The sequence below is a fragment of the Bradyrhizobium guangxiense genome, assembly GCF_004114915.1.
In the GTDB taxonomy this organism is placed as follows: domain Bacteria; phylum Pseudomonadota; class Alphaproteobacteria; order Rhizobiales; family Xanthobacteraceae; genus Bradyrhizobium; species Bradyrhizobium guangxiense.
This window is the reverse complement of sequence record NZ_CP022220.1, coordinates 522,032-543,589: the sequence shown is the minus strand read 5'-3', so window position 1 is coordinate 543,589 and position 21,558 is coordinate 522,032. Positions and strand designations below refer to the sequence as shown.

The 21,558-nt window shown below is 61.0% G+C and carries 10 protein-coding genes and 13 pseudogenes; 9 read left to right on the top strand and 14 right to left on the bottom strand.

What is annotated here, in order from left to right; genetic code table 11:
* Positions 1 to 2 precede the first annotated feature (2 nt).
* Positions 3 to 1,541, bottom strand: a complete 1,539-nt coding sequence (locus X268_RS37100; protein WP_128929837.1) for an AMP-binding protein — start codon at positions 1,539 to 1,541, stop codon at positions 3 to 5.
* Positions 1,542 to 1,741: 200 nt separating this feature from the next.
* On the opposite strand from X268_RS37100, the gene X268_RS37095 reads away from it, so the two are divergent.
* Positions 1,742 to 2,563 carry an enoyl-CoA hydratase/isomerase family protein gene (locus X268_RS37095; RefSeq protein WP_128929836.1) on the top strand — a complete coding sequence of 274 codons (822 nt, stop codon included), beginning with the start codon at positions 1,742 to 1,744 and terminating at the stop codon, positions 2,561 to 2,563.
* A 184-nt stretch (positions 2,564 to 2,747) separates the two neighbouring features.
* Positions 2,748 to 3,173, top strand: a pseudogene (locus tag X268_RS37090) (ISNCY family transposase); the annotation flags it as partial.
* Between the two features lie 129 nt (positions 3,174 to 3,302).
* On the opposite strand, the gene istB reads toward X268_RS37090, so the two are convergent.
* Positions 3,303 to 4,100, bottom strand: coding sequence for an IS21-like element helper ATPase IstB (gene istB, locus X268_RS37085; protein WP_128929835.1), 798 nt, complete (start codon positions 4,098 to 4,100; stop codon positions 3,303 to 3,305).
* Entirely contained in the window at positions 4,100 to 5,398 is a 1,299-nt protein-coding gene (istA, locus tag X268_RS37080; protein WP_164938224.1) for an IS21 family transposase, read from the bottom strand. Before istA (X268_RS37080) ends, istB begins: the two co-directional genes overlap by 1 nt.
* Positions 5,399 to 5,473: 75 nt before the next feature.
* Here istA (X268_RS37080) and X268_RS37075 point away from each other — a divergent pair.
* A pseudogene (locus tag X268_RS37075) lies at positions 5,474 to 6,573 on the top strand (ISNCY family transposase); the annotation flags it as partial.
* A gap of 302 nt (positions 6,574 to 6,875) precedes the next feature.
* Here X268_RS37075 and X268_RS37070 read toward each other — a convergent pair.
* Positions 6,876 to 7,160 (bottom strand): annotated as a pseudogene (locus X268_RS37070) (integrase core domain-containing protein); the annotation flags it as partial.
* Positions 7,161 to 7,202: 42 nt separating this feature from the next.
* Here X268_RS37070 and X268_RS37065 point away from each other — a divergent pair.
* A pseudogene (locus tag X268_RS37065) lies at positions 7,203 to 8,562 on the top strand (IS30 family transposase).
* Positions 8,563 to 8,602: 40 nt separating this feature from the next.
* On the opposite strand, the pseudogene X268_RS37060 reads toward X268_RS37065, so the two are convergent.
* Positions 8,603 to 9,229: pseudogene (locus X268_RS37060) on the bottom strand (IS3 family transposase); the annotation flags it as partial.
* A pseudogene (locus X268_RS37055) lies at positions 9,230 to 10,594 on the bottom strand (IS110 family RNA-guided transposase).
* Positions 10,595 to 11,111: 517 nt separating this feature from the next.
* On the opposite strand from X268_RS37055, the pseudogene X268_RS37050 reads away from it, so the two are divergent.
* The 3 genes and pseudogenes from X268_RS37050 (at position 11,112) to X268_RS37040 (ending at position 13,410) form a co-directional block, all read left to right on the top strand.
* Positions 11,112 to 11,971: pseudogene (locus tag X268_RS37050) on the top strand (tyrosine-type recombinase/integrase).
* A 9-nt stretch (positions 11,972 to 11,980) separates the two neighbouring features.
* Positions 11,981 to 13,174, top strand: coding sequence for an IS91 family transposase (locus X268_RS37045; protein WP_128929833.1), 1,194 nt, complete (start codon positions 11,981 to 11,983; stop codon positions 13,172 to 13,174).
* The gene (locus X268_RS37040) at positions 13,171 to 13,410 is read left to right on the top strand and encodes a hypothetical protein (RefSeq protein ID WP_128929832.1); all 240 of its coding nucleotides are present in this window, start codon (positions 13,171 to 13,173) and stop codon (positions 13,408 to 13,410) included. Before X268_RS37045 ends, X268_RS37040 begins: the two co-directional genes overlap by 4 nt.
* Positions 13,411 to 13,738: 328 nt before the next feature.
* Here X268_RS37040 and X268_RS37035 read toward each other — a convergent pair.
* Positions 13,739 to 13,858: pseudogene (locus tag X268_RS37035) on the bottom strand (ATP-binding protein); the annotation flags it as partial.
* A 510-nt stretch (positions 13,859 to 14,368) separates the two neighbouring features.
* Between X268_RS37035 and X268_RS37025 the strand changes: the two are divergent.
* Both X268_RS37025 and X268_RS37020 read left to right on the top strand, forming a co-directional pair.
* Complete coding sequence (locus X268_RS37025) at positions 14,369 to 14,755, top strand: recombinase family protein (RefSeq protein ID WP_128929831.1); 387 nt, start codon at positions 14,369 to 14,371, stop codon at positions 14,753 to 14,755.
* A 49-nt stretch (positions 14,756 to 14,804) separates the two neighbouring features.
* The gene (locus X268_RS37020; RefSeq protein WP_128929830.1) at positions 14,805 to 15,164 is read left to right on the top strand and encodes a hypothetical protein; all 360 of its coding nucleotides are present in this window, start codon (positions 14,805 to 14,807) and stop codon (positions 15,162 to 15,164) included.
* A gap of 6 nt (positions 15,165 to 15,170) precedes the next feature.
* On the opposite strand, the pseudogene X268_RS37015 reads toward X268_RS37020, so the two are convergent.
* The 7 genes and pseudogenes from X268_RS37015 to X268_RS36985 form a co-directional block, all read right to left on the bottom strand.
* Positions 15,171 to 15,311: pseudogene (locus X268_RS37015) on the bottom strand (ATP-binding protein); the annotation flags it as partial.
* 265 nt (positions 15,312 to 15,576) lie between these two features.
* Positions 15,577 to 16,600 (bottom strand): annotated as a pseudogene (locus X268_RS37010) (IS110 family RNA-guided transposase).
* An 82-nt stretch (positions 16,601 to 16,682) separates the two neighbouring features.
* Positions 16,683 to 17,184: pseudogene (locus X268_RS37005) on the bottom strand (ATP-binding protein); the annotation flags it as partial.
* An 11-nt stretch (positions 17,185 to 17,195) separates the two neighbouring features.
* Positions 17,196 to 18,657 (bottom strand): annotated as a pseudogene (istA, locus tag X268_RS37000) (IS21 family transposase).
* A gap of 159 nt (positions 18,658 to 18,816) precedes the next feature.
* Positions 18,817 to 18,951, bottom strand: a pseudogene (locus X268_RS36995) (transposase); the annotation flags it as partial.
* Between the two features lie 257 nt (positions 18,952 to 19,208).
* On the bottom strand, positions 19,209 to 20,117 hold the full coding sequence (locus X268_RS36990) for a 3-hydroxyacyl-CoA dehydrogenase NAD-binding domain-containing protein (protein ID WP_128929829.1): 909 nt from the start codon (positions 20,115 to 20,117) through the stop codon (positions 19,209 to 19,211).
* Positions 20,114 to 21,529 (bottom strand): amidase, encoded by a 1,416-nt coding sequence (locus tag X268_RS36985; RefSeq protein ID WP_128929828.1) that lies wholly within the window; start codon positions 21,527 to 21,529, stop codon positions 20,114 to 20,116. The genes X268_RS36990 and X268_RS36985 overlap by 4 nt, the downstream gene beginning before the upstream one ends.
* Positions 21,530 to 21,558: the final 29 nt, after the last annotated feature.

The window sequence follows — 21,558 nt, the reverse complement described above, 5'->3', positions numbered from 1 at the left end:
GATTATCTATTGGCGTTATCCGAGCCAAGCGTGGGAAAGTCCGCTAGTGTCGTCCGGAGCTCCTTCTTCAAGACTTTTCCCATAGCATTCCGTGGAAAATCATCGACTACGATGACCTTCTTGGGGGTTTTGTAACTTGCCATGTTTCGCTTGACCTGCTGAATCACCTCGCTTTCGCTCGGTGGGTCGCTCTTATCGCTAGCAATTACGAAGGCAACGACGCACTCTCCGAAATCCGCGTGAGTTGCTCCGACAACGGCTGACTCCTTAACGGAAGTCAGTTCATCGATTACAGCCTCAACTTCTGCGGGATAGACGTTGTATCCGCCGCTGATGATGAGATCCTTGGCGCGGCCTGTAATCGAGACGTATCCCTTCTCGTCGACGAGACCCATGTCGCCGGTACGGAAGAACCCGTCTGCTGTGAGCTCGGCTTTGGTTTGCTCAGCATTGTTCCAGTAACCGGAGAAAAGCCCCGGTCCTCGCGCTTGAATGATACCTACTTGTCCGACAGGCAGAGCTTCATCTCGCTCGCCTGCAATACGCAAATCAACACCGGGAATCGGTAGCCCTACCGAACCTGGTCGACGATCACCTTCCAGGGGGTTCGAGCAGAGAATCATTGCCTCGGTCAAACCATAACGCTCCAGGATACGGTGCCCTGTCCGAGTTTCAAAATCGCGATGCATCGGAGCCGATAGTGGTGCCGAACCGGATATGAACAGTCGCATGTTTCGGCAAAGAGAGCTGGCCAGCGAAGGGCAGGTCAATAGACGATGATAGTAAGTTGGCACTCCCATAAAAAAGGTTGAGCGAGGAATTGCGTCGAGCACTGGACTTACATCGAATTTATTTTGCAGGAGAATTCGCGCTCCGCCTGCCAGCGCGACGTTGAATGAGATGAATAGACCATGGCTGTGGAAGATCGGCAGCGCATGTAGCAGAACATCCGAAGACGAGAAGCCCCACAATCGACTCAGCGTTTGAGCGGTGTACGAGAGCGCAGCATGGCTGATCAGAGCACCCTTGGGCCGGCCGGTTGTGCCTGAGGTGTAGAGGAGAGCTGCGGGAGCCGCACCATTGAGTTCGACGGTGCTAAACGAGGTCTCTCCTGCTTTGACAAGTGATGCGAATGTTCCTTCACCCCGGATGCCAAACGTTAAGACCTTGGTTGACCGAGGCACCGTCATGTCGGGAAGAGCTTCCGTATTTGGTCCTCTGAGAAGGAAGGAAGGCTGCGCGTCCTTTAGAAGGTAGGCCAACTCAGCTGAGCGATAAGCTGTGTTGATGGGCAAATAGCAGAGCCCAGCACGGAGGCAGGCAAGATAGAGCGCGAAAGCATGTGCGGACTTCTCGACCTGGACGGCCACGCGATCACCGACCGCACATCCGAGCCGCCGGAAGACGCTGGCATAGCTACCACAGAGCTTGTGCAGCCACTGAGCGGATAGCGTTTCGCCGCTCTCAAGCTCTAGGAGCACGTCTGTCGGGTTTGCCTCGGCCCTCCCCTCAACCAGGACATAGAAATTGCGGTTGGACATGACTTACGCCTCTCCTCGCCGCGCTGCCGGCAGGGCCAGTTTCCGAGATATTCTATTGAATGTAAAAAAAATATCTGTCAACGTAAAAAGAATACGGAGGGGCTGAGGGCATAGGGCCGAAGCTTCTGTGCTTCATCGTTGACAACCGCGCCTCACCTACCCGTCCCTGCAGCGCAGGTTTCGCCAGTCGAGGGAATCGAATGAATAAATTTGGAAGTGAGGTCGCAGCAGGGAAACAAAGGAATGAAGAAGCATCTGAGCTCGGGAACTTGCCGACCTTGCATGTGTCAAAAGGGATCGCGAGAATTCAATTGAACCGGTCTCGGCAGCACAATCGGTTCGAGCCAACAGACATCGAGACTTTCTCTGAAATCGTCGCGACTTTGGCTCGGCAGTCGAGCGTGCGAGTACTAATGATAACGGCTCAAGGTCCAAGTTTTAGTTCAGGATTTGACCTGGATACATTGTCGAGTGATCGTGCGGCGGCATGTACAGCCCTGTTCGCCGCGATGTGCGATCTTGTCGAAGAATGCCCCTTTCCTACTATATGCGGCCTGAATGGAAACATTTACGGAGGCGCTACTGACCTCGCGCTTGCATGTGATTTTCGTATCGGAACGCGGGGATGTCTCTTGCAAATGTCTCCTTCTCGCCTCGGTATTCAGTACTACTATTCTGGTTTACGACGTTACGTGGAGCGGCTTGGCCTGTCGCAAACGAAACGCCTTTTTCTAACAGGCGAGCAAGTTGACAGCATCACGTTGTTACAGATGGGTTATCTTACCGAGGTGTGTACTTCGGATGCGCTTGAAGCGCGATTAGAGCATTTTGCCGGGATGCTCGCCCAGCGTTCGCCGGCTTCTCTCCGGGGCCTGAAGACGTCGCTCAATTCAATTCGTCGAGGCACTGCTGACCCGGTCGAGATCAATGCGAAGTTTTTCGAAAGCCTAACATCACCTGATGCCCGAGAGGGCCTAAAAGCGTGGTGTGAGCGCCGGCCTCCTTCATTTGCAGACGTGTGAGGCCAAGGCTCTTCGCACAGCAAAAATAAACTGCCTAAGCCTTGCCTCGTCCTCCGATCGGTTGGCTTTTGCGCGGCGGCGATCAGGGTGAGACTCCGCATTGTCTCGCCCTAATTGTTACCAAATGCTGAGCCGTTGCCTCACGTAAATTGCTCCCTTGGATCGGGAGCGAGCGGGGGCGAAGATGGGGTGGCTAAGCATGGCAACGCGGAAGGAACTGACGGCGGCAGCAGGCGCGCGCTATCGGCGTTCGGATCGCGCGAAGAAGACGCGGATATTGGACGAGTTCGTCGACATCACCGGATTCCATCGCAAGCAGGCGATGCGACTACTTCGAGGTGAGGAAGACGCGCGCCCAAGCCGAAGGGCGCGACGTCGAATGTATAATGAGGTAGAACACAACGCGCTCGTGCTCCTTTGGGAGGCGTCAGACCGGATCTGCGGGAAGCGGCTGAAGGCGTTAATGCCTGCGTTGATTGAGGCGATGGAACGGCATGGCCACCTCGACCTTACCCCCGAGATCCGCGACAAACTTTTGGCAATGAGCGCTGCGACGATCGACCGCGCATTGGTGGGGGTCCGAGAAGGATTAGGTCGCAAGCGTCGGCGGCTGTCAAGCGACGTCCGGATTTGACCCCGCAACGACATGAGGAAGCGACCCCCTTGTTGTTTGCAGGACTGAAGCAAGCCGCTCGCGAAGCGCGCCCTTCATAGCGCTGTAGCGAGCGAGCGGCTTGCGTCACGACTTCTTCTCCGATTTGGCTTCTGGTACAGCGGGCTTCTGCAGAAGTCCGCTGCGGCGCTTCTCCTTCAAGCGATAGCTGTCGCCGCGGATCGTGATTACGTGACTGTGGTGCAGCAGACGATCAAGGATCGCGGTGGCGACCACGGGGTCGCTGAAGACCGAGCCCCACTCGCCGACGCTGCGGTTGCTGGTCAGCAGGATCGCGCCTCTCTCGTAACGACGGCTAACGAGCTGGAAGAACAGATGCGCGGCATCGGGTTCAAAGGGCAGATACCCGAGCTCGTCGATGATCAGGAGCTTTGGCTTGGCAAATTGCGCGAGTCGCTCCTCGAGCCGGCCTTCGCTGTGACCTTTGGCAAGCTGCGCAACGACAGTCGTGGCTGCGACGAACTGAACGGAATGCCCAGCCAGGATCGCTTCGCGCCCAAGCGCGACCGCAAGGTGCGTCTTGCCAACGCCAGGTGGCCCAAGGAGCAGCACGTTCTCGCCATTGGCGATCCAGCGGGCGCTCGCAAGCTCGCGTATCTGCTTCGGATCCAGCGAGGGCTGGGCCGAGAAGTCGAAGCCCGACAGATCGCGAACGAACGGGAAGCGAGCAAGTTTGAGCGTCATCTCGATGCGCCGCTCATCCTTGCGGGCGATCTCGCGCTCGCACAGCAGCACCAGAGTCTCGCGTAGGCTCAGCTCTTGTCGACCGGCCTCATCCAACAACCCATCCAGTTGGTCGCGGACAGCCGTCAGCTTCAGGCGCGTCAGCATATCGCTCAGGCGGTCGGGGACAATGGCTCGCATCAGAAGCCCCCTCCCACAATCGCTTCGTACTCGCCGAGTGGCCGCAGCAGCGTCGGCGACGGCGGCGCGACAGGCGATAACGCGAGCTCGCCAGCACGGCTCGGTTTAAAGCCAGTCAGGCCCTCAAAGTGTTTAGGGTCAACGACGCGACGGCGCCGACCGACACAGATCGGATGAGCGGCCACCTCATGGATCCCGTGGTGGATGCGCACCACGCCATCGGCGATCGTCGCTCTCACCGTCTCGCCGATCAGCCGCCATGGCACAGAGTAGGCGTTGCCATCGATCTCGACCGCGCAGTCGGCCTGCACGCGCCGGATCAGTTCACGTGCGGCCTGGAAGGGCGGCCTCCCAGCGATGGGCTTCAGCGCGTGCGCCTCAGCGCGCCTGAAGCGCTCAATTGGTGCTTCGCCAGTCGTGCCATGCTGGCGTAGGTCGGCGATCTCCCGCGTCCAAGCTTCAAGATGCGCCTCAAAGGCTTCCCAGCTCGGGAAGGTGCGGCCGGCGACCGCGTTCCGTTTGACGTAGCCGACGCCATTCTCGGTCTTACCCTTGGTGCGGGCTCGATATGGCGCGCAGGCCCGTGGCCGGACCCCCCAGTGCTTGGCAAACGCGGTCAGCTTGTCATTGAACACGACGGTGCGCATCGCGGCATCGTGCTCCACGACCAACGCACGCGCATTATCGAACAGTACCTCCTCGGGCACGCCACCGAACTTCACGAAGGAGCTTTCCAGGCCATCGAACCAGCTCTCTTGCCGTTCGTTGCGGAATGCTCTGACATGGTGCCGGCGCGAGTAGCCCAACGTGGCGACGAACAGGTAGGCGCGAACCTTGCTGCCACCGATCTCGACCAGCCGCTCGCCAAAATCGATCTGCAGCTGTTTGCCGGGCGGTGTCTCGAACCGCACCGTCGCGCGCGCCTCGGCCGCAAGCTCCTGGCGATAGCGCTGTACCGCCCGCTCGACCGTGCGCAGGCTGACGATGATGCCTTTCTCGGCTGCCAGCTCCTGGCGAATCACATCGGCATTGCCGTGGTGCTGCCGCAGGCGCTCCTTGAGCCAGGTCTCCTGGCCATCGAGCGCCTTTTTGCGCTGCGGCTGCCGATAGGGTGTCCAGCCGCCGGCCGCCACGTAGTCCTTCACCGTGTTGCGACTAATCCCGAGCTCCCGGGCAATCCGTTTGCTACCCCACCCCAGCTCGTTGAGCCGGAGTATCGCCGAAACCTCGTCCGGCTCCAGCATGGCCTCCCTCCGCGGATCTTTGAACCGCAGAGGACCTGAACTGAGTCGCTGCATAAAAACCCCCGTTCTGACCGTGTCGCGAGGGGGGCAATTCCTCGTGTCGTCAGGGGGTCAATTTTCCATGTCGCCCGACAGCGGCACGCGACGCATTCCCTGCGTCGCAGGGCTCCAATAAGGACGTCGGCAGATTGGAATGATCCGGCGCCCCGATTCGTCGAGGCCGACCTTGTCGCGCATAGCGGTCCATCTGCGCGCGGCAGCTTCATCCAGACCCTCGTGCTCACCGGCATTGCTACCGGCTGGACGGAGTGCGCTCCTCTGATCGTGCGCGAACAAACGCTGTTGAGCACGGTGCTGACGGAATTGCGCAAACAATTGCCTTTTGCGCTGCTCGGCTTCGATACTGACAATGATACCGTGTTCATGAACGAGACGCTGAAAGCCTACTGCGAGGCGGCCAACATCGTCTTCACGCGTTGCCGGCCCTACCGAAAAAATGACCAGGCGTTCGTCGAGCAGAAGAACGGCGCCGTCGTGCGCAGGATAGTCGGCTATCGTCGGTTCGAGGGCGCCTGGAAGCGGCCAAGCTGCTGGCTGAACTCTATCGATCGGCGCGGCTGTTCGTGAACTTCTTCCAACCCTCGTTCAAATTGATAGCCAAGCAGCGCGACGGTGCCCGTGTACGCAAGACATACAGCGCGCCGGCTACACCACACCAGCGCCTGGCAGCGGACGCCCGCACGCCTGACGCTGTCCGCCATCATCTCCAAGAAATCTATGCCGCCCTCGATCCAGTCGCGTTGTTGCGCGACATCCGCGACGTGCAGGAGCGCCTCGCGGTCCTCGGGGACACCCAACCAATCGGCCATCCTGCTGCGGCATCGCAATCGATCGATCGCTTCCTGGCAAGCCTGCGCACGGCCTGGAAGGACGGAGCTATGCGACCGACGGATCGGCCACTCGTGAAGGCGGAGAGAGGCCGACGTCGTCCCGACCCGCACATCCGAGCAACGCCAGAGTTGCGAAAATGGTTTGAAACCGAGCCTTGGCGGACTGGCAGCGAACTGCTCTCGCGCTTGCAGGAGGAATATCCTGGAGCCTATCCGAACAAGCTTCTTCGAACGCTTCAACGTCGGCTGAAATCCTGGCGCAGCGAGCAAGCGAACGCGCTGCTGTTCGCTCCTAGCGAGAAAATGCCGCCAGGGTACGAGGTCACAACACTCCAATGACGTGCGAGGTACCAGCGGAGGAGGCCGGGCGCTCCGAAACCCCGGCCATCTCCGCACCCGGTCTCCTCCTCAACTCAAGCCAGGAGCAAAATAAATGAGGCAACCGATCGCACCCGGGAGCATCAGTACATGAGGCAATACGCGCTCTCATCCTGATTGGCGCGCTATAGGCTTTGTCAGTCCTAGATCAAGTGGCTCCGAAGGCGTCGCATGGATGAACAATCTGGCGTGTCTGTTGAGCGGCTCGTGCATTCTAAACAGAAACACGTGACTGAGCTGCTGCCGGTTTGATGGACACCCGGTCAAGCTAATCCCACCTTACGCCCGAACTCAACCGGGCTGAGATAGCCGATGGTCGAGTGCCTGCGCGTCGTGTTGTAAAATCGTTCGATGTAGTCGAACACATCGGCGCGTGCCTCGTCTCTGGTTCGATAAATCTTGTTGGCCGTACGCTCGGTCTTGCGCGAGGAGAAGAAGCTTTCCATCGCCGCGTTGTCCCAGACGTTGCCGGAGCGGCTCATGCTGCAAACGATGCCGTTGTCGGCCATCAGGCGCTGGAACTGCTCGCTTGTGTACTGGGCGGATTCAAGCGGTCGTCGCAACACCTGAACGAAGGAGGTTGCGATGGGATTCGAAAGCGACGATCACACCGTTCTGGACGGGCGCCGTTGCCGTCACGGGGACGACCGCCGGTAGCGGGGCGATCTGCACTCCAGCGATTTTGGTTGGGGATCGCGCAGGGGATGACCAGCGAGGATGCTGCATTGGCGGCTGGTATGTCGCAGCCTGTCGGAACCAGATTGTTCCGACGCGGGCGGCATGGCACCAGCGATGTTCAGTACTTCGACCAAGCCGCCGTCCGGGCGGTACCTCTCGTTTGCGGAACGTGAGGAGATTGCACTTCTTCGCGTTCAGGGCCTTTCGAGCCGCGAGATCGGGCGCCGACTTAGCCGATCCGTCTCGACTATCTCCCGTGAGCTACGACGCAATGCCGCGACGAGCAGCGGCGGCCTGGAGTATCGTGCGTCGACAGCCCAATGGCACGCCGAGCGATCGGCCCGTCGACCCAAACCGAGCAAGCTTGCGCTCAACACAACCTTGCGCACTTATGGGGAGCAGCGCTGGCTGGCGTCGTCACGACCCTGAGTGGCGCTGCCGTTCCTGGTCCCGCCGTTCCGTGGAAGGGCCGCCCGCCCGCGCAAGGATCGGCGATGGGCCAGGGCTTGGAGCCCAGAGCAGATTGCCCGACGCTTGCCGATCGACTTCCCGGACGACAAGACGATGCGCATCAGCCACGAAGCCATCTATCAAGCCCTCTTCGTTCAGGGGCGGGGAGCGCTACGCCGCGAACTGTCGGCCTGCTTGCGAACGGGGCGCGTGTTGCGGGTACCCAGGGCGCGCGTACGCAGGCGAGACAGGAGCTCTGTCTCGCCGGAGATCATGATCAGTCAACGCCCCGCCGAAGCGGCCGATCGCGCGGTGCCGGGTCACTGGGAGGGAGACCTCATCCTTGGTCTTGGCAGCTCGGCGATCGGCACGCTGGTTGAGCGTACGACGCGCTTCACGATGTTGCTGCATCTTCCCCGGCTTGCGGGGCATGGCGAAGCTCCGCGCATGAAGAATGGGCCTACTCTCGCAGGGCACGGAGCTGAAGCGGTGCGCGACGCGATTACGCGCACCATCATCAGCTTGCCCGAAGAGCTGCGTCGTTCGCTGACCTGGGATCAGGGAGCTGAAATGGCTCAGCACGATCGTCTTAAGATCGACGCGGGTGTCCAAATCTACTTCTGCGATCCGCACAGCCCATGGCAGCGTGGCACCAACGAGAACACAAATGGGCTGCTGCGTCAGTACTTCCCGAAAGGCACCGACCTTATCGTCCACGGCGCCGACGAGATCGCCGCTGTGGCCGCGGCCCTCAATGCTCGACCGAGAAAAACCCTGGGTTGGAAAACGCCGGCAGAGGCCCTTGACGAGTTGCTATCGTGAGTGAACACAATTGGTATTGCGACGACCGCTTGAATCCGCCTTGGCTGCCCCGGTCGGAGTGATGCAACAGCGCATCCGGCTTGCCGCGTCGCCAGACGACCATCAACAATGCGTCCGTCACGAGCTGTGCGGTCATGGCGGCACTCATCGACCAGCCCACCACGCGGCGCGAGAACAGGTCGATCACCGCTGCGACATAGAGCCAGCCTTCGGCCGTCCAGAGATAGATGAAGTCGGCGATCCATTTCTGGTTGGGACGCTCGGCGGCGAACTGCCGGTCAAGGAGGTTCGCCGGTACGGTCTCGAGCTGTCGATCGCCGCTGTCCTTCGGCAAGCGCCGACGTCGCGGCCGCGCCCGCAAGCCTTGCAGCCGCATCAGCCGCTCAATCCGGTGCAGGCCACAATCCGCCCCTTCGGCGAGCAGGTCGCGCCACACTCGGCGTGCGCCATAGGTGCGGTCGCTGGCGGCGAAGCTGGCCTTGACCTTGCCGCCGAGCTCCTCGTCGCTGCGGGATCTGGCGCTGGGCGAACGATTCAGCCAAGCATGGAAGCCCGACCGCGACACCCCCAGCGCATCGCATAGCCATGCCACCGGCCAGATCGTCCGGTGCTTCGCAACGAAGGGGAACTTCATGTCGCTTCCTTCGCGAAGTAGGCTGCGGCCTTCCTAAGAAACAGCCGGATTGGCGTCGCCCGGGATGGCCTGCAACACGAAGCCTAGCGATTTCGCCCGGCGCTGTAGGTTGGCGAGGACGCGGCTACGATATTGCTGCTCATATTGGTCGGCGCCAGGATCCTTGTAGCTCATGCCGTGCCGGAGTGTGTTGTAGAATAAAACCGCAATCTTGCGAGCCGTCGCCGTCACCGCCTTCGATTTACCCGCACGTGCTGACAACCGGCGATAGAATGCTCCCAGCGCTGTCTCGCTCCGCCCCACGGTTGTGGCTGCCAAACGCAACAACGCAGCTGCGCGACTTGAAGATCTCCGTGTGCGCGAAGACAGCACCTTGCCGCCGGAGATCTTGTTGCCGGGTGCGAGGCAGAGCCAGGAAGTGAAGTGTTTGGCGCTCGGCCATGCCGTTAGATCGATACCGCACTCGCCAATGAGCTTCAATGCGAGCGACGGACCCAACCCGTGGATCTCAGTCAAATCGACGCCCCGCACTCTGTACAGTGCGGTCCTGACATCGAAGGTGGGGGTGTTGACCTGCTTGGTCTTTACGCGCGGCTTGGCTAGGTTTCCGACCGGTCTTGCTCCTTTGGTGTTCAATGCACTGATCAGGACTTCGAGCTTGCGATCACAGTCGAGCATCTTTGCCTGATAAACGTCGTAGAGCTCCAGTGATTGAGCTAACGCGAAAACATGTTCGTGGCGGTCATTGCCTACGAGCGCTGCGCGGATCGTCTCGATCGATGAGTGGCAGCGCACGTCCCGATAGGTTGCCGGGACGTCGGGATTGCGTTCGCCTGCAACAATGGCTCGGATAATCCGCATGCCGGTCGCGCCGGTGATATCCGACACAACATGATGGAGCTGCAGGTTCATCTCCATCAGAGCCTTTTGCATATGTTGGATATGGGCGGCAGCATATTCCACGAGCCGCTCGCGCTGGCGTAGATAGGCTCGCAACGTTGCGATCTCGGCATCGGTCGGAAGCTGCCCCGTAACAGGCCATAGGAGTGGAGCTGGCGTAACCAAGCGGCATCGCTGAGATCGGTTTTACGGCCAGGTACATTCTTGGCGTACCGCGCGTTGACCAGAATGACCTCAAACCCGCGCTGTTCTAGATCTCGTAGACTGGGATCCAATAGACCCCAGTGGATTCCATCGCGACACTGGTCACGCCGCACATCTTGAACCAGTCCGCCAGTTCATGCAGGTCTTGCGTGAATGTGCCGAATGCACGCACTGGCTTGTCGGTGCAGGCCGGGTTTACCGCGGCCATGTGCATCTTTGATCCGATATCGATAGCGGCCGGCCGAGGTTGACCAGCTTTAGGTCCGGGCCGCGGTCGGTTGTCCTGTTAGGCATCGCAACTCCTCCGTCCGATGATGGGCTGGAGGGTCAGGGCTATGCCAATTTGTCATCTTCCTAATCGGGATCGCCGTCGAAACGGCGTCACCACTCTCAAGTCCGCATGCGCCCATGGACCACGTTTTTTAACGGGGACAGTGCCTCCAATAAGCTGACGGCCGCTACCCTCCGAGCTAAAGGATAGCACAAGGCTGTTTCTATCCCGCGCAGGCGCGCCACGACGCTGGACAGTTATTTAGGATATCCCGCTCGGCCTTCAGCTTGGCGACCTCACGGCGCAGCCGCTCGATCTCCTGCTGCTCCGGCTTCATCTGCCCGTGACCGGGAAAGGCCTGCACCGGGTCGGAGCCGAACTTGCTGATTCCAATGATCTCGCCGGGGTGTACCGATTTGATCTCGCCCAGGATTGAACGAACCCGCTACGCGGCAGTAGGGGGCAAACCTGCTGAACTGAGGTGTCCTGTCTGAGAGGATGTTGGTCTTCGCACCACCCCTCTCAAGACAGGAGACCCAGATGGCTACGATGAGCCCTCTTCGGCAGCGCATGATCGAGGACATGACGGTCCGCAATCTGTCGCCGTCGACTCAACAATCCTATATCTATGCGATCGCAAAGTTTAGCCGCCATTTCGGCTATGCCCGGACCGGTTGAGTTTCGAGCAGGTCCGCGCCTACCAACTACATCTCATCGGCCAAAAGCGCTCGTGGTCCCACATCAATCAGGTGGCCTGCGCGCTGCGGTTCTTCTACGGCGTCACACTCGGGCAGACGGAGGCATTCGAGCGGATCATTGGTGGCCAGAAGCCCGACAAGCTCCCGCTCGTGCTTAGTGCCGAAGAGATCGAGCGCTTCCTGGACGCGGTTACAGGGGTGCGCAATCGCGTCGTGCTGGCGACGGCTTATGCGGCTGGCTTACGGGTTAGTGAAGTCGTCCGCCTGAAGGTGAGCTCGATCGACAGCAAGCGAATGTTGATCCACATCGAGAACGGTAAGGGCGGCAGGGATCGTTACGCGATGCTTTCTCCGCGACTGCTGGAGATTCTGCGTACGTACTGGATGCGAGCCCGACCGGGGCTGTGGCTATTTCCAGGCCAAGACCCAAGTGAACATGTCAGCGTCCGCTGCGTCCAGGCGGCCTGCCGCGCCGCCCGCCGCCGCGCTCGGCTTGCCAAGCCGATTACTGTCCATACGCTCCGGCACTCGTTTGCGACCCATCTCCTGGAAAGCGGGATCGACATTCGCATCATTCAAGTTCTGCTCGGACATGCCGACCTGGGATCGACCGCGCGCTACGCTCAGGTTGCGACCAACCTGCTCGCCCGCACGACCAGCCCATTCGATGGACTCTCCGTCAGGGTGATCCCACCCGACTGAGCTGCGCATATGCGCCCCGTGCTCGAGGTGGCGGACATCCTCCGCCGCCACGGCGGCGCCTTCCGTGCCGCGCAGGGTCCTCGGCTGTCCTCCGATCAGCGCCGTGTGATGGCGGCCATCGAGGCGTGTCGCACAGCGACGCTCGGCGGCCACGTCGAGCGGTGCGACGACTGCGGCCTGGTCCGCGTCGCCTATAACAGCTGTCGCGATCGGCACTGTCCAAAGTGCCAAGCGCTCGCGCGCGCCCAATGGCTCGCCGAGCGCCAGGCCGACCTGCTGCCGGTCCCCTATTTCCATGTCGTCTTCACCGTGCCGGCGCCGGTGGCCGCCATCGCGCTGCAGAACAAGACGGCGGTCTACGACATCCTGCTCAAGGCAGCAGCCGAGACGATCCGTCTCATCAGCGCCGACCCGAAGCATCTCGGTGCCGAGACCGGGATGATCGCCATTCTCCATACCTGGGGCCAGACCCTGACGCATCATCCGCATGCCCATTGCCTCGTGCCAGGCGGCGGGATCGCCCCTGATGGAAGCTGGGTTCATTGTCGCCCCGGCTTCTTCCTTCCCGTTCGCGTCCTGTCACGATTGTATCGTCGGCTGTTCCTGGAGCGCCTGCAGGCGGCGTTCAATGGCACCAAGCTCCAGTTCTTCGGCCATCTCGCGCACCTCGTCGAGCCAGCGGCATTCGCCCGCCATCTAACCGCCCTCCGCAAGGTCGAGTGGGTCGTCTACGCCAAGCGTCCCTTCGGCGGACCAGAACAGGTTCTGGCCTATCTCGGGCGCTACACCCATCGCGTTGCAATCGCCAACGGCCGGCTCCTTACCTGTGACCAGGGCCACGTCCGCTTCCGGTGGAAGGATTATCGCGCTGGCAACAGATCCAAAGTGATGACGCTCGACACTGAGGAGTTCCTTCGTCGCTTTCTGCTCCACGTATTGCCGAAGGGGTTTCGCCGCATCCGTCATTTTGGCTTCCTGGCGAACGCCTGCCGCGTCGCCAAACTCGCGCGCATCCGAGCGGCGCTAAAGGCGCCAGAGCCGCCTCCGCCTGCCGAAGCTGTCGACTATCGTGAGCGCTGCGCCATCCTCATTGGTCACCGCCTCGACTTGTGCCCCATCTGCGGAGGCCGCATGGTCGAGATTGGGCCTGTGCCGCGTGCGCAAACGCCGCGACGCGCAGCACCTCGCTGCGATACATCATGACCGACTACCTCGACTTGTTCGCTCCCACTGCAGGCATCGCCATGCCGACGTTCTCCGTCGGAACGATCAAGCACGCTCACAACGCGCGGCGAACGGGCGATAGTCAGCCGCTTGGGCTTGACGCGCCGTTCGACGCTATCGACGCCGGCATCCTCTGCTGCCAATATCAACGGCAATCTGCGGCCACACTCGCTCGCGGGCCCGACATCGGGTCAATCGCGCCTACCGGCGCCTAGATCGAGCCCCCATAGGTCCTCGCTCACAAGACGCGGCTTCGTTCAATCCAGCTTCAAATAGGTCCCGCGCTGGACTTGCGGCGAGATCTGCGACGCGGGACCTATTTGAACCCTCCAGTATTCCGAGATGATCTCGCCCACCATTCCGATTTGATGTCGCCCGGGGCGCGAGGCGTTCTGGCTGTCTGGTTTCTGGCATCGGCGAAGCCGCGTGGTCAATCTTGAATCGCGGCTCGACGGGCGGGGTTTTCTGTTGTTCCTGCTGTGGGCATGTGGGCAACGCTCTTGCGTTGTCCAAGCGTAGCGGCATGTCCACAGCGCCACAGGCTCAGGCCTTTCGGTCAGGTTTGCGGGTTCGCCGCATGCTTTCGCCGTTCAGATCGATCCGGTGGGCGTTATGGACCAGGCGGTCGAGGACGGCGTCGGCGTAGGTGGGATCACCAAACACAACAGAGTGCCCCTATTTTGGAACGGGTCGTGTCTCACGTCACGATCACTGACCCGCATCATTTTCTTTTTGGGCACCGGCTTGAGGTGCTGAAGGAGCGGTCGGGGGCGGTCCCGCCTACGTCGTTGTCGCGCTGCCGGACGGCCGGCCGCGGGCAGTTCGGATCGCGTCGACGGATCTTGTCGAGACGCCGATCACGCCTCGCCCGAACGCCGCCGATCTGCCGCGCATCAGTGCCCGTACGCTGATCCCATTGATGCAACATTTGAGCGCGAGTCTGAGCCTTCTCGACGAGAAGGTGATTCGCGATGACCCACCGACCGCTTCCAGGTCGCGTTGCGTATCGCCCCCTGCCGATATTGGCAAATCCACCCCGCCGTCCGACGGCCGACATTCCGCGCCTGTGGCCGAATCTGTCGACCGCGACGCAAACCCAGATCGCTCAAATCCTCGCCACGCTGCTGCGGCGAATGCAAGCGGTTCCCGGCACGGCCGGAAGGAGACTGGGTCGTGCTGATCAGCTCGACCGTCGCTGACGAGCGGCTCACGACCGCACACCGAGCCAAGTTGGCCTACGTCTACGTGCGGCAGTCATCCGTGAACCAGGTGCGCCAGCACCAGGAGAGCACCGAGCTGCAGTACCGCCTCGTCGATCGGGCCATCGGTCTGGGCTGGCCGCCGGAGCGCGTCCAGGTCATTGACGAGGATCTGGGCAAGTCCGGAGCTGGCGCTGTGGATCGTCATGGTTTCCAGAAGCTCATTGCCGAGATCGGCCTTGGCAACGCCGGCCTTGTGGTGAGCCTCGACGCTTCTCGCTTGGCCCGTCGTCTGGCAGACCGCCACAACCAGCGAGCATCACGTACAACGGCGCGTTCATACCTACCGCAACTACATTGACATTGATCGGTTGCGGCGACGGATCGTCGAGTTGAATGCTGAACATAAAATGGATGCCGAGATCGCGGCAATCCTCAATCAGGAAGGCTTTGTCGCGGCCCGAGGCTGCGCTTTCAAAGGCGAGAACGTCCGGCTGTTGCGCACCCGCTGGGGCATTCCCACGGTCAAAATCAACGGCGTAGACAAGAATCCGATGCGCTGGCCCGACGGCAGCTTCTCGATTCAGGGCGCAGCGGCTGAGCTTGGAGTAACCCCGCAGACGGTATTCGACTATCTCGCGCGCGGAATGCTGGCAGGTCGTCAGTTAACCAAAGGCCAGCCATGGCAGATCGAGCTCTCAGACGAACAAATCAGTCAGCTTCGCAATCGAGTACAACACACCAAGCGTTCGAAGGAGGAGGCATCATGAAGTCATCGGCTCCCCGATCAGCGCGTGCCATTGATCGATCGGGAGCTGGCTGGTGACGATGGTGGAGCCGCGGCCGTAGCGGTCCTCGAGGATCTCCAGGAGGTCGTGGCGGGCCGCGGCGTCAAGCGGCTCGAGGCCCCAGTCGTCGTATGTGGACGGCCTCTGATGGCAAGCACAATTTGGCACTTCGAACGACTTGGACGGCTGCGATCGTATGTCCGGCGTTTTGCGCGGATCATATCTCCGCTGGCCCTGATGAAGTCCGACAACCAAGGGGTCACATCAAGGATGCGAGCTTTGAGGCTCACACGACTGGTCGGGTTTTCCTGGTTTTCGGTGGCGACCGTTGTCTTTCATCATGCCTTTCTTGCACTTACCAAGCTTATAACTCTTCGATGCGGCTGTCCGACACTCAAAGTTTGGCGAACATCTCGGTGCGGAAGCATTCTCCGGTTTTCATCATTGCCCAGATGATCCGAGCAAGCTTGTTGGCGAGGGCGACGGTCACAAGCCGCGCCGGCTTTTTTAGCCAAAAGCCCGACAATCCAGTCGCGCAAGCCGCCGCGGCGTTTTTCCACAACGTTTAGAAGCGATGTTGCTCCGAGAACGAGTAACTTCCTTATATATCGATTACCCGCCTTGGTGATGGTTCCGAGAGTTGGTTTACCCCCGCTTGAAATTTGCCTGGGCGTCAGACCCAGCCAGGCAGCAAAATCCCGTCCCGAATTGAATACGCTTGGGTCTGGTACACTGGCTGTAATTACCGAGGCAACAAGCTTGCCAACGCCGGAAATTTCTCCGAGCGAACGGCTCGTCTCGCTGAGCGCGTGAGCCTTGGCGATCTCCCTCTCCAAATCATCGAGTGCGCCTCCGAGCGCATCAATTTGCTGACCGAGAACCCTCGCGGCCAGGACAGCGGCGTCGGGAAGAGTCGCATCGCCTTCTGCGAGGCCTAAAGGCTCGTCGACGCGGCCGGTGCCCTTGGCGACGACAAGACCGAATTCGGCCAAATGGCCGCGTAGAGCGTTCACGCTCATCGTTCGCTGTTTGACCAGCAGCTCGCGCGTCTTGTGCCACATCAGGGTCGCTTGCTGATCAGCGCTCTTGATCGGCACAAAACGCATGGCAGGGCGCGAGACCGCTTCACAGATGGCTTCCGCATCGACGGCATCGTTCTTACCTCGCTTGACATAGGGTTTTGTGTAGGCCGGCGGCATCAGAGACACATCGTGTCCCATGGCCTTCAGTTCGCGCGCCCTATAGTGGGCTGAGCCGCAAGCCTCCATGCCAACGCGGCACGGCTCGATCCTCGAGAAGAACTCGCGCATCGTCCGGCGCGTCAGCTTGCGCTTTACGGCTGGGGCATCCTCACTAGACAGCGCATTAATCTGAAAATAGTTCTTGGCGAGATCAACGCCTATTCTAATAAACTTCATCTCGGACGGTCCCCCTTCTTTGTGGCGCTCTGGCGACCACGCCTTGGCACTATGATGCCGTTGAGGTGAGGCCGTCCACACCATCAAAGATGAGGAGATCGACGCGGCCAAGCGCGCGCAGCAGGCGGGAGTGGCGGCCGTCGCCGCGCGCCAAAGCGAGATCGCTAAACAGCCGTGGGACGCGCTGATAAAGCACGGAGCGATTGTCGCGGCAGGCCTTGTTGCCGAGCGCTGAGGCGAGCCAGCTCTTACCGACGCCGGAGGGCCCGCAGATCAAAAGGTGGCGTGGTCGTCGATCCATTGCCCTTCGACCAGCATCGTCAGCAGGCTGCGGTCGAGGCCGCGCGGGGTGCGATAGTCGATGTCCTCGACGCAGGCCTCCTGGCGCAGCTTGGCGTATTGCAGCCGCTTCGACAGCCGCTTGTCGCGTCGCAGCGACGCTTCGCGTTCGAGCAGGAGCGCGAGCCATTCGGCGTGGCCGAGGCTTGCGGCCTCGCCGCCGGCTTCGATGTCGGCGAAGGCGCCTTCGCCATGCCATGCAGGCCGAGCGTGTAGAGTTGATCGAGGGGCGGATGCGTGAGCAAGGCGTGATCTCCTAGTTGTAGTAGCGCGGCCCGCGGTTGTTGGGATGGAGGATCGGCGCGTCGTCCGCGGGCCGCTTGGGTGAAGGCCGCCGATCGAGATTGTTGGCGAGGATCGATTTGACTGAGCCGTAGGTGCGCGCCGATGTGCGAAAGCCCTGCTCGGGGTGCGTGCGTTCATCGAGGATCAGGTCGCACAGCGCGGCGGTGGCCGGCCCGATCGCGGCGGCCTCCTTGCGGATGCGCTCGATGGTCCAGCCGGCGTAGCGCCGATGACTGGACGCCATGTGTTCCGGCACGGTGGTGTGCTTGTGGTTGCCGCTCATGCGCTGATGCGCGGCGATCCGCTCGCCCTTGTGGAATATCTCCACGGTGCGGGCGGTGAAGCGCACCTCGACCTCGGCGCGGACGAAGCGATGCGGGACGCTGTAGTAATGCGCCTCGACCTCGACGTGGTAGTCGATGCTGGCCCGGCAGATCCGCCACTCGGCGAACACGTAAGGGCTCTCCGGCAAGACCCTGAGTGCCGGCCGGTCGATCTCCTCCAGCAGCTTGCGGCGGGGCACGCCGAGCCGCCGGATCGGTCGCTCCTCGTTGAGCCGGGTCATTAACTCGGCGATCGCCGCGTTGACCTCGGCGAGGCTGTGGAAGGTCCGATGGCGCAGCCGTCCGAGCAGCCAGCGCTCGACCATGAGGACCGCCTGCTCGACCTTGGCCTTGTCCCGTGGCCGCCGTGGGCCTGGCCGGCAGAATGGCGGTGCCGTATTGCGCCGCCATGTCGGCGTAGCTGCGGTTGATCTGCGGATCGTACAGGCAGGCCTTGATCACGGCGACCTTGGTGTTGTCCGGCACCAGCAGTGCCGGCACGCCGCCGATCGCCTCGAAGGCGCCGACGTGGCCATCGATCCAGTCGGCGAGCCCCTGCGTCCAGGTCGCCTGCGCGCAGGTGAAGCTCGATGCGCCGAGCACCGCGACGAAGATCTGCGCGGTGCGCCGCTCGCCGGTAAACCGGTCGATCACCACCGGCACGCCGTCGCCCGCATAATCGACGAACAGCTTGTCGCCGGCTGCATGCGACTGGCGCATCGTCGCCGACAGCCGGCCTTCCCAGGCCCGGTAGAGCTCGCAGAACCGCGAATAGCGATACCCGCCGGGTTCGCCCGCGATGTACTCCTCCCACAGGATCGACAGCGTCACGTGCGTGCGCCGGAGCTCGCGGTGCACCGCCGCCCAGTCCGGCTCCGCCTGCCGGCGATGGCCACGCCGGGTGCCGAGACCGGCTCCCGCGCTGGCGAACAACCGGGCTTCCAGCACAGCGTCGGTGATGCCGTCGGGCAATGGCCAGGTCAGCCCCGCCGCTTCAAACCGGCGGATCGTCAACCGCACCGTCGAAGGCACCGTCCCCAACCGCCGCGCAATCTCGCGGGTCGGCATCCCAGCCGACTTCAATCTGATCACATCGCGCACATGGCGCATCGCAAGCCTCTCCGTCGGCATCCAGGTCCCCCTTCGCAACGAAAGGCGGGACCGTATCGGAGCCAGAAGAGGCCTCGTCACCCCGGGTTCGCTCTTGCGATACCCCGGGCGACATCATCCCGGAATGGTGGGCGACATCAAGCGGAATCAGCAGCCGAACTCCTTGACCCATTTGCGCAGAACGTTCTCATGAACGTCCAGGTCGCGGCCGGCTTGTGCCACCGACACCCCGCGTTTCCGGACCAGCTTGACCGCCTAGATCTTGAACTTGCGACTAAACTTCCGTCTCTTCATCGCCCACCTCCGGCTTCATGAAACACCTAATCTCGGTGTCCATCAAACCGGCAGCAGCTCAGACTGAGGGAGCGTGCCACGCGCCGTCGGCGGCTTGGCAATGATGATTGTTTGGTGCAATTCACGCTTGATAGCGCCGTCAGGCAACAGCTTTGGCCAATGTCAACGGCGCGTCAGTCCTGCGAGCGCCGGCTCGGATGTACAGGTTGTCTTCCAATTGTCGCTGAAGTCAACCCACGCTGAGCTTGTCCATATGCTTAAATTGAACTCCGCGCGGCAAGGAGTCTCAAGAGTGCGCGATCACGTTCACCTTCTAATTCGGAAATCGATCTGCCATCCGCCTCTGCATGGACGCCAGCGACCAGACGGGTACAGACATCGGGAGTAAGCTGTGGCTGACCTAGCGTGGCCCATCGGCGTTCCTGGCTAGGCCCGAGATGTCGCAGGTAATGCTCAATTCCCCCAGGACCCCCACCAAGGTGGTAGGCCATATGTGCACCGACCACTGACCAGCGCAGCCCAGGTCCATGCACGAGCGCCGCGTCGACAGCGGCGACATCAGCAATATTCTCGGCGACTAAGTTGACCGCTTCACGCCAGAGTGCTGAAGCAAGCCGGTTGGCGATGTGCCCTACTACGTCGCGGGCTAAAAGAACTGGCTCGCGGCCGAGCCCGCGAAAGAACGACACAGCCGTCGTCCGAAGATCAGCATCGGCCCCATAAATCTCCACTAGCGGCATGATGTGTGGAGGATTGAAGGGATGAGCAGTAATGAATCGCGAGGTTCGTTTTAGGCTGGTGGCAAGCTGTGACCAAGTTAGAGAGGATGTACTGCTTGCGAGTACCGTATCGGGATGGGCTGCCGCCTCAACGCGGCCGTAGAGCTCTCCTTTTAACTCGAGCACTTCGGGTGCGTTTTCCTGAACCCAAAAGGCGTCGGAAACCGCCTGTTCCGGTGTCTCGACAAGGCGAAAGGAACCAAGGCCTGATTCAAGTTCCGAGGGACGAAAAACCTGCTTCTGACATCGAGAAATCGCTTCTTGCAACAGGGACTGCGATTTTGGCGCTGGATCCCAGCCGACGACGTCATAACCATAGGCAGTGAATAGCGCCGACCAGCTTTGGCCTATAAGCCCGCAGCCGAGAACCGCGATTGTGCCATTCATGTTGCGAGCCCCAGATCGATCGGCGTACTGCCGAGTAGCCCCAAACTATCTTCAAGCAGTTTAGCACCGGCCAATAACTGCCCGTCGGCTCGAGGGGGAGCGACCATTTGCAAGCCTACCGGAAGGCCGGAACTCGTGAAACCGCAGGGCAGAGACATCGCGGGGCAACAGACGAGGGTGATTGCAAAAGCGATGGCAACCCAATCCACGTAATTCTCAAATTGTCTGCCGTCGCACTCCATGACGTGGCTGTTGGCCACGGGGAAAGGCTCTACGATTGTTGCCGGCGTCAAGAGAAGATCGTACTTCTCGAAAAACTTAAGTACGCGCACCACCATGGCAACTCGCTGCTCCTCGGCGCGTTCGAGTTGCTCGATAGAAAGCTTCAGCCCTTCTTCGATGTTCCAAACGACGTCCGGCTTGAGCAGATCGCGATGGCTTCGAAGTAGAGCAGCTTTGCTAATAGCGAAATCGAATGCGCGGAGAACGTGGAAGCACTCTTGAGCTTCTCGAAGATCGGGGTGAGCTTCTTCGACGATTACACCAAGTTCGACGAAGCGCGCTGCAGCGCCGCGGGTAATTTCCACAATTTGAGGATCCACGGGTGTAATGCCCAGATCGGCCGAATAGGCAACCCGTCTTGGTCTCTTTGCCGTGCGCGTGGTCGTCAGGAACGATTCTGCGGGTGCCGGCAAGGACAGTGGATCGGCAGGATGCTCACCACTCATTGCGTCCAACAGGAGCGCAACGTCCTCGACATTGCGCGCCATTGGTCCGTGTATGCCGAGGTTGCGGTCGATTTTAGATTTGGGAGTTCGGGCCACTCGGCCCAAGCTCGGCCGAAGACCCACTACACCGCAAAAGCTCGCCGGATTTCGGAGTGAGCCCCCCATGTCAGAGCCATGCGCAACCCAAGCCATGCCGGCGGCGATCGCAACCGCGGCACCTCCGGACGAGCCAGCAGCAGAGCGAGCTGGATTCCACGGATTGAGCGTTGCTCCGAAGAGTTCATTGACCGTGTTGGCCCCCGCTCCGAACTCGGGGGTGTTCGATCTTGCATAAACAACACCACCATTCTGCTCGATGCGCTCGACCAAGATGTCCGACGTCTCAGCTATTTTGTTCCTGAAGATCGGGGAGCCCTGTGTGTTGCGAGTGCCGGCAACGTCAATCAGATCTTTGATGGGAACGGGAAGACCGGCCAGCAGCCCACGTGCGCCGGTAGGTCGCTCCATCAGCGTACGAGCATGTGTGCGCGCGCGATCAAAACAAAGGATGGGCAGCGCGTTAAGCTTGCCGTCGACTTGCCCGATCCGCTGCTCCAGCGCGTCCAGCAGCTCCGGGGGGCTTACTTCGCCATTCCGCAATTTTTCGACAACACTGCAGGCGGTCTGCCTGATCAATTCATGCACTTCAGAACCCCGTCTCTTGCCGTCGTCCC

Excerpts from the sequence above, each read along its gene's own strand:
- X268_RS37045 (WP_128929833.1), top strand. The coding sequence starts at position 11,981 with ATGCGCCCCGTGCTCGAGGTGGCGGACATCCTCCGCCGCCACGGCGGC.
- istA (WP_164938224.1), bottom strand. The coding sequence starts at position 5,398 with ATGCAGCGACTCAGTTCAGGTCCTCTGCGGTTCAAAGATCCGCGGAGG.
- X268_RS36990 (WP_128929829.1), bottom strand. The coding sequence starts at position 20,117 with ATGAATGGCACAATCGCGGTTCTCGGCTGCGGGCTTATAGGCCAAAGC.
- istB (WP_128929835.1), bottom strand. The coding sequence starts at position 4,100 with ATGCGAGCCATTGTCCCCGACCGCCTGAGCGATATGCTGACGCGCCTG.
- X268_RS37100 (WP_128929837.1), bottom strand. The coding sequence starts at position 1,541 with ATGTCCAACCGCAATTTCTATGTCCTGGTTGAGGGGAGGGCCGAGGCA.
- X268_RS37095 (WP_128929836.1), top strand. The coding sequence starts at position 1,742 with ATGAATAAATTTGGAAGTGAGGTCGCAGCAGGGAAACAAAGGAATGAA.
- X268_RS37040 (WP_128929832.1), top strand. The coding sequence starts at position 13,171 with ATGACCGACTACCTCGACTTGTTCGCTCCCACTGCAGGCATCGCCATG.
- X268_RS37020 (WP_128929830.1), top strand. The coding sequence starts at position 14,805 with ATGGATGCCGAGATCGCGGCAATCCTCAATCAGGAAGGCTTTGTCGCG.